5 protein-coding genes are annotated in these 8,278 nt (G+C 63.6%); 3 read left to right on the forward strand and 2 right to left on the reverse strand.

The features are described from left to right. Positions 1–60 precede the first annotated feature (60 nt). Together XcyCFBP4188_RS09365 and XcyCFBP4188_RS09370 are read right to left on the reverse strand one after the other, a co-directional pair. The gene (locus tag XcyCFBP4188_RS09365; RefSeq protein ID WP_104591985.1) at positions 61–1,584 is read right to left on the reverse strand and encodes a platelet-activating factor acetylhydrolase IB subunit; all 1,524 of its coding nucleotides are present in this window, start codon (positions 1,582–1,584) and stop codon (positions 61–63) included. 328 nt (positions 1,585–1,912) lie between these two features. Continuing rightward, positions 1,913–3,061: an acyl-CoA dehydrogenase family protein gene (locus tag XcyCFBP4188_RS09370; protein ID WP_104591986.1), complete on the reverse strand. Its 1,149-nt coding sequence runs from the start codon at positions 3,059–3,061 to the stop codon at positions 1,913–1,915. A 122-nt stretch (positions 3,062–3,183) separates the two neighbouring features. Between XcyCFBP4188_RS09370 and XcyCFBP4188_RS09375 the strand changes: the two genes are divergently transcribed. The 3 genes from XcyCFBP4188_RS09375 to metH all read left to right on the forward strand — a co-directional run bounded on the left by XcyCFBP4188_RS09375 (position 3,184) and on the right by metH (position 8,145). Continuing rightward, a complete protein-coding gene (locus tag XcyCFBP4188_RS09375) occupies positions 3,184–4,179 on the forward strand; it encodes an ArsR/SmtB family transcription factor (RefSeq protein WP_006450494.1) in 996 nt (331 codons plus the stop codon). Continuing rightward, positions 4,176–5,309, forward strand: coding sequence for a homocysteine S-methyltransferase family protein (locus XcyCFBP4188_RS09380; protein ID WP_006450495.1), 1,134 nt, complete (start codon positions 4,176–4,178; stop codon positions 5,307–5,309). The genes XcyCFBP4188_RS09375 and XcyCFBP4188_RS09380 overlap by 4 nt, the downstream gene beginning before the upstream one ends. Positions 5,310–5,388: 79 nt before the next feature. Continuing rightward, entirely contained in the window at positions 5,389–8,145 is a 2,757-nt protein-coding gene (metH, locus tag XcyCFBP4188_RS09385; protein WP_104591993.1) for a methionine synthase, read from the forward strand. The last annotated feature ends 133 nt before the right edge of the window (positions 8,146–8,278 follow it).

Raw genomic sequence — 8,278 nt, forward strand, 5'->3', positions numbered from 1 at the left:
AGTGCTGCTACACGGCTTGACCGACAGCAGCCTCATTCGAAGCTGCTGCTGACTCTATCGTTACGGCAAGGCCGTAATGCCCGCCTCGCGCAAGGCCTTCGCCCAGATCGCATAACCGGCCTCACTGGGGTGCGTGCCGTCGGGCATCAGCGTCTCGGGCAAGGTCCCGTCGGGCTGCAGCAGTTGCTTACCGATATCGAGCAGACGCACCGACCGGTCCTTGCCGTAGCGCGCGGCCAGCAGCCGGTTGGTTTCGGCGATCGGTGCGCGCTGCGCATCGCCCGCATGGCGGCCGCGCGGCATGATCGCCATCAGGATCAGCTTGCTGTTGGGCAAGCGGCGACGCACTTCGCTCACCACCGCCTCCACGCCCTGCGCGGCCTCGGCCGGTGTGCTCGCGCGCGACTGCGCGGTGCCGGTGAGGTTGTTGGTGCCGATGTGCAATACCACCCATTGCGGATCCAGGCCGTCGAGCTCGCCCTGGCGGATCCGCCACAACACGTTCTGGGTGCGATCCCAGCCGAAGCCCAGATTCAGCACCGGCCGCGCGCCGTACAACCACTGCCACGATGCCGCACCACTGACGCGTGTGGCCTGCGGCGGGCCGGCCCAGAAGTGCGTGATCGAGTCGCCGATCATCACTACCTCCGGCTTCAATATGCGTGCTGCGGCCAACGCCGTATGGTGACGGGCGTACCAATCGTAGGAATCCTGCTCCAGTCGATCGACCGGAATCAGCGAGGTCGCAAAGTCGTGGCCGAGCTCTGCAACCGGCTTGACCGGCGGCTCGCCCAGCAAGCGTGCCAGGGTCGGCTCGATCGCTTCGGCCAACATGCGCTGGCCCCGAGTGTCGGGATGCAGCGCGCCGGCCGGCGGACGGAAGCGCGTGTCGTAGAACAACTCGGTGCGCAGCTTTCCGGTGCGCAGAAAGATCGACCCCACATCCAGATAGGTCACGCGCGGATTATCGCCGTAGCGCACCGCCAGACCCTGATTGATCTGCGCATCGCGACGCGACTTCTCGCTGGAGATATCGCTAGGCAGCACGCTCACCAACAGAATGTGCGTGCGCGGCAGTTTCTGTTCGATTGCCGCGACCACTGCGTCGATGCCCAACTGGGTCTGCTCGGCCGTTTGGCCAAGATGACCGGTGTTGTTGGTGCCGATCAATACCAGCGCGACCTTGGGTTGCAGACCGTCGAGCTCGCCATTGGCCAGCCGCCACAACACGTTTTCGGTGCCGTCGCCGCTGAAGCCCAGATTGAGCGCGCCGCGGCTGCCGTAGAAGGTTTGCCAGGTGGGCTGGAAATCTTCATCCGGCGCCTTGGATTTTTCGTAGTTCTGCGTGATTGAATCGCCGACCAACAACAGCGGCGTGTCGGCGTGCTGCTTCACCTGCTCCAGCACCTGCGCGTGTCGCTGCGCCCACCAGACCTCCTGCAAACGGTCGGTGGGCACGATCGAGGGCGGTGGCGTTTGTGCACTTGCCACGCCGCAGACCAGCAACAGCCCCCAGCACACCAGCACGGGCGCAATGGATGACAGCGAAAGGCGAGGAAACACAGCGTGCGAAGACCGGAGCATGTGCGCACCAGAGGCTGGAGAAGCAGCGATTGTGCTCCGCGCGCGGCGCGCACGACAAGCGAGGACGCAGCCATTCGCGATGAAGTGCTTGCAATGTGCCGTTGTCAGGCCACCGGCACGGCGCATCCGTGATGCCAGACCGCTCATGTTCGCGTAGGAACGCGCTTGCGCGCGATGAAGCGTTATCGATAACGCTTCATCGCGCGCAAGCGCGCTCCTACCCGGCACTGCGAAGCAATTGCCTGCACCAAGCTGCCGGATCGACCGCTGCGCACCTTGGGCCGATGGCGTTGCCGCATCCAGCGGCAGCGCTGAAATGTGGCCGGCTTCAGCGCAGACCGGTCTCGGCGCGCGCAATCACCAGACGCTGGATTTCCGAGGTGCCTTCGTAGATCTCGGTGATCTTGGCATCGCGGAAGTAACGCTCCAGTGGCATTTCCTTGGAATAGCCCATGCCGCCGTGGATCTGCACCGCCTGATGGGTGATCCACATCGCCGCTTCCGAGGCGGTGAGCTTGGCCACGGCGGCTTCGGTGCCGAACTTGCGCCCCTGCCCCTTCAACCAGGCCGCACGCAGCGTGAGCAGCAGCGCCGCATCCAGCTTGCACTTCATGTCGGCGATCTTGGCCTGGGTCATCTGGAAGGTGCCGATGGCCGCGCCGAAGGCCTTGCGCTCCTTGACGTAGGCCAAGGTGGCTTCATACGCCGCACGCGCGATGCCGACCGCCTGCGAGGCGATGCCGATGCGCCCGGCGTCGAGCACGCTCATCGCGGTCTTGAAGCCCTCGCCCTCCACGCCCAGCACCTCGTCGGGCTGCGCGATGTAATCGGCAAACTCGATCTCGCAGGTGGCCGAGGCACGGATGCCGAGCTTGGGTTCGGTCTTGCCGCGGTGGAAGCCGGCGCGGTCGGCGTCAACCATGAAGGCGGTGATGCCGCGCGAGCCCTTGTCCGGCTCGGTCACCGCAAACAGCACGATGTACTTGGCGACCGGGCCGGAGGTGATCCAGCTCTTCTTGCCGTTGATCACGAAGCTGCCATCGGCCTGTTTGACCGCGCGGCAGCGCATTGCCGAGGCATCCGAACCGGACTGCGGCTCGGTCAGCGCGAATGCGCCGATCTGCGCACCTTCGGCAATCGCACGCACGTACAGCTGCTTCTGCGCCTCGCTGCCGTTCTTCAAAATACCGGTGCAGAACAGCGAATTGTTGACCGACACGATGGTGGAGTGCGCGCCGTCGGCGGCAGCAATTTCGATCATCGCCAGCGCGTAGCTGATCGGGTCCATGCCGGCGCCACCGTACTCGGCCGGCACTTCGATGCCCATCAGGCCGTTTTCGCCGAGCAGGCGAATGTTGTCCAGCGGGAACTCGCCACTGCGGTCGAACTGCTCGGCGCTGGGGGCGATCTTTTCCTGGGCGATGCGGCGCGCCACATCCTGGATCATCAATTGTTCTTCGGTAAAGCTGAAATCCACGTCGCATCCCTCCAGGCCTAGGCTGAGCACCCATTGTAGCCCCAACCATTCGCATGCGTATGTAGTTGACCCCACACCCTGCCGGGCCGAAAATATCTCCATATCGCGATATAGAGATATTCATGGATCTGGAAGACTGGTCGGCGCGCCTGAAGGTGTTTGCCGACGCCACCCGAGTACGCCTGCTGACCTTGCTTGAGCAGGAAGAACTCACCGTGGCCGAGCTGTCGGCCATCACCCGTCTGGCCCAGCCGCGCGTGTCCACCCACCTGGCCAAGCTCAAGGAAGCCGGGCTGGTACGCGACCGCCGCGCTGGCGTCTCGGCCTATTACCGCTTCGACGAAGTCTCGCTGGACCCGGCGCAGCGCGCCTTGTGGCTGGCGCTGAGCACCGGCAGCGACGACCCGCTGTTGCGCCAGGACGCCGAGCGCGTGGCCGCGGTGCTGGCCAACCGCGCCGCCGACCAGAACTGGGCCGATTCGGTGGCCGGCGATATGGAGCGGCATTACTCCCCGGGGCGCACCTGGGAAGCGCTGGCGCGCACGGCGCTGCCCTTGCTGGAAACCGGCGACGTGCTCGACATCGCCTCCGGCGACGGCGTGCTGGCCGAGCTGGTGGCCCCGCACGCCACCCGCTACATCTGCATCGACACCAGCGCGCGCGTGGTCGCCGCCGCCAGCGAACGCCTGCGCAAGCTGCGCAATGTGGAAGTGCGCGAAGGCGACATGCATGCGCTGCCGTTCCCCGATGCCAGCTTCGACCTGGTGGTGCTGATGCATGCGCTCACCTACGCGGCCAAGCCGGCGCAAGCGGTGGCCGAATCCGCGCGCGTGCTGCGCCCCGGTGGCCGCTTGCTGTTGTGCAGCCTGGCCAAGCACGAACATCGCGCCGCGGTGCATGCCTATGGCCACGTCAATCTCGGCTTTGCGTCCAAGGAATTGCGCAAGTTCGCGGAGAAAGCCGGGCTGGACGTGTCCAGCCTGGAGACGGTGACGCGCGAGAAGCGCCCGCCGCATTTCGAAGTGATTTCGTTGATTGCGATGAAGCCGGGAGTGGTTACTCGGGATTCGGGATTGGATGAAAGCAAGAGCATTGACTCAGGGAGAACTGGATCATGACGTCTGCACAGCTCCCTACTCCCCCAATCCCGTTCTCGCTGCCCTGGCTGCATCCCGAGCGCGCCGAAAAACTCCGTGCTGCGTTGCGCGAGCGCATCCTCATCATCGATGGCGCGATGGGCACCATGATCCAGCGCCATGATCTGCAGGAACCCGACTATCGTGGCACCCGCTTTGCCGACGGCTACGACAGCGCACAGGTGCATGTGCACGGGCCGGGCTGCGATCACGCGCCGCAAAGCCACGACCTGAAAGGCAACAACGACCTGTTGCTGCTGTCTAGCCCCGAGATCATCTCCGGTATCCATCGCGCCTATCTGGATGCCGGGGCCGATCTGCTGGAAACCAACACCTTCAATGCAACCTCGGTGAGTCAGGCCGACTATCACCTCGAACACCTGGTGTACGAATTGAACAAGGCCGGCGCGCAGGTTGCGCGCGCGTGCTGCGACGAGGTCGAAGCGCTCACTCCGCACAAGCCGCGCTTCGTGATCGGCGTGCTCGGCCCCACCAGCCGCACCGCATCGATCAGCCCGGACGTCAATGACCCCGGGTACCGCAATACCAGTTTCGATGCGCTACGCGAGACCTATCGCGAGGCCATCGACGGCTTGATCGACGGCGGTGCCGACACGCTGATGGTGGAAACCATCTTCGACACGCTCAACGCCAAGGCCGCGCTGTATGCGATCGAAGAAGTGTTCGAAGCACGCGGCGGGCGCTTGCCGGTGATGATCTCCGGCACCATCACCGACGCCTCAGGTCGCACCTTGTCCGGCCAAACGGCAGAGGCGTTCTATGCCTCGGTCGCACACGGGCGGCCGCTGTCGGTGGGCTTGAACTGTGCGCTTGGCGCCAAGGATCTGCGCCCGCATGTGGAAACGCTGTCGCAGATCGCCGATGCCTATGTCAGCGCGCATCCCAATGCCGGCCTGCCGAATGCCTTCGGCGAGTACGACGAAAGCCCGGAAGAAACGGCCGCAACCTTGCGCGAATTTGCGCAAGCCGGCCTGCTCAATCTGGTCGGCGGCTGCTGCGGCACCTCGCCGGATCACATCCGCGCGATTGCCGAGGCCGTGGCCGATCTGCCGCCGCGCCGACTCCCTAGCGCTTACGAGCAAGCCGCATGAGCGACAGGCTCACTAGCGACACTTTTTCAGCCAACGTGTCACGCGCTTTTGCGTGCGCAACACCATTGCGGATGCGCGCATGAACGACCAACTCCGCTATACCCGCCTGTCCGGCCTGGAACCGCTGGTCATCACCCCGGATCTGTTGTTCGTCAACGTCGGCGAGCGCACCAACGTCACCGGCAGCGCGCAGTTCCGCAAGCTGATCAAGGAAGAGCGCTACGAAGAAGCGGTAGAAGTCGCACGCCAGCAGGTTGCCAGCGGCGCGCAGATCCTCGACGTCAACATGGACGAGGGCCTGATCGATTCCGAAAAAGCGATGACGCGCTTTCTCAACCTGATCATGTCCGAGCCAGATATCGCGCGTATTCCAGTGATGGTGGATTCGTCCAAGTGGAGCGTGATCGAAGCCGGCTTGAAGTGCCTGCAAGGCAAGAGCGTGGTCAATTCGATCTCGCTCAAGGAAGGCGAAGCACAATTCATCGAACAGGCGCGCAAGGTGCTGCGCTATGGCGCCGCCGCAGTGGTGATGGCCTTCGATGAAGTGGGCCAGGCCGACACCTGTGCGCGCAAGGTCGAGATCTGCGCGCGCGCCTACAAGGTGCTGACCGAGCAGGTGGGATTTCCGCCGGAAGACATCATCTTCGACCCGAATATCTTTGCCGTGGCCACCGGTATCGAGGAGCACGACAACTACGCGGTGGACTTCATCGAAGCCACCCGGGAGATCAAGCGCACGCTGCCGCATTGCCATATTTCCGGCGGCGTTTCCAATGTGTCGTTTTCGTTCCGCGGCAACGAAATGGTGCGCCAGGCGATCCATTCGGTGTTCCTGTTCCATGCGATCAAGGCCGGCATGGACATGGGCATCGTCAACGCCGGCGGCATGCCGATCTACGACGAGCTGGACCCGGAGCTGCGCGAGCGTGTGGAGGATGTGATCCTCAACCGCCGCAAGGACGGCACCGAACGCTTGCTGGAAATTGCAGAGCGCTACAAAGGCAGCAAGGGCGCCGCCAAGGTCGAAGACCTGGCCTGGCGCGAGAAGCCGGTGCGCGCACGTCTGGCGCATGCGCTGGTGCATGGCATCGATGCGTTCGTGGAAACCGATACCGAAGAGGCGCGCCAGCAATCCACGCGCCCGCTGGATGTGATCGAAGGCCCGCTGATGGACGGCATGAACGTGGTCGGCGACCTGTTCGGCGCCGGCAAAATGTTCCTGCCGCAGGTGGTCAAATCCGCACGTGTGATGAAGAAAGCGGTGGCGTATCTGTTGCCGTACATCGAGGCGGAAAAACTGCGCACCGGCGATGTCGGCAAATCCAACGGCAAGATCATCATGGCCACGGTCAAGGGCGATGTGCACGACATCGGCAAGAACATCGTCGGGGTGGTGTTGGCGTGCAACAACTTCGACGTGGTGGATCTGGGCGTGATGGTCTCGGCGCAGGTGATCCTGGACCGGGCGCGTGCGGAGAATGCCGATCTGATTGGGCTATCCGGCTTGATCACTCCGTCGCTGGAAGAGATGTCGCATGTTGCGCGCGAGATGCAGCGACAGGGATTCGAGATTCCGTTGTTGATCGGTGGCGCCACCACCTCGCGCGCGCACACTGCACTGAAGATCGACCCGCATTACAAAGCGCCCACAGTGTGGGTGAAGGACGCCTCGCGCGCAGTGGGTGTTGCGCAATCGCTGATCTCGCGCGATCTGCGCCAGGCCTTCGTGGCCGCCAACGATGCCGACTACGCGGAGATCCGCACCCGCCACAGAAATCGTGGCGATGCAAAACGCCTGGTCTCGCTGGAAAAGGCACGCGCGCAGCGTTTCGATGGCGATTGGGACAACTACGTGCCGCCTACCCCGCGTCAGCCGGGCGTGCATGTGTTCGACGACTATCCGCTGCAGGAGTTGATCGAGCTGATCGACTGGACCCCGTTCTTCCAGGCCTGGGAACTGGCCGGCAAGTTCCCGGCAATTCTCAGCGATGACGTGGTCGGTCCGCAGGCCAACGAGTTGTATCGCGATGCGCGCAAGATGCTGCGCACGATCGTCGCCGAGAGGTGGCTGACCGCGAAGGCCGTGTTCGGGCTGTGGCCGGCCAATAGTGTGGGCGATGATGTGGAAGTGGTCCTGACGGACCACCGGGATTTGGCAATCGGGATTGGAGATTCGCGGCAGCCCAGCCAATCCCACATCCCCGATTCCCAGTCCCGGCAGCTGCTGCACTTCTTGCGCCAACAGGTCGACAAACCCGTGGACCGCCCCGACTTCTGTCTGGCCGATTTCATCGCGCCCAAGACCAGCGGCAAACAGGACTGGATTGGTGCGTTTGCAGTCACTGCCGGCATTGGTATCGACCCGCATGTGGCCCGTTTCGAAGCGGCGCACGACGACTACAATTCCATTCTGCTAAAGGCCTTGGCCGACCGTCTGGCCGAAGCACTCGCCGAGCGTTTGCATCAGCGTGTGCGTACCGAGTTCTGGGGGTACATCGAAGACGAGGGCTTGGACAATGAGGCATTGATCGCCGAGCGCTATCGCGGCATCCGTCCTGCGCCCGGCTACCCTGCATGCCCGGAACATAGCGAAAAACGCACCTTGTTCGATCTGCTCGACGCCGAGCGCAACACCACGATGACGCTGACCGAAAGTTTCGCGATGCTGCCTACCGCAGCGGTGTCGGGTTATTACTTCAGCCACCCCAAGAGCCAGTATTTCGTGGTCGGGCGAGTGGGCAAGGAACAGGTTGCCGATTACGCCAAACGCAAGGGCATCACACTTGCGCTGGCCGAACGCTGGTTGGCATCGAATCTGGATTACGACCCGGAGTAAGGGCGGTTGATCTGCGGCTTGGCTGCAGGGTCCTTGCCGGCCCACCGTCGCGGGACACGCCGCAAGTACGTCCCTGTAGCAACTGTGTTGTTGGAGGGGCTTTGGCCACTCCGTAAGCCGGGCACGGTGGTGC

The sequence above is a fragment of the Xanthomonas hortorum pv. cynarae genome (assembly GCF_002939985.1).
Classification (GTDB): domain Bacteria; phylum Pseudomonadota; class Gammaproteobacteria; order Xanthomonadales; family Xanthomonadaceae; genus Xanthomonas; species Xanthomonas hortorum_D.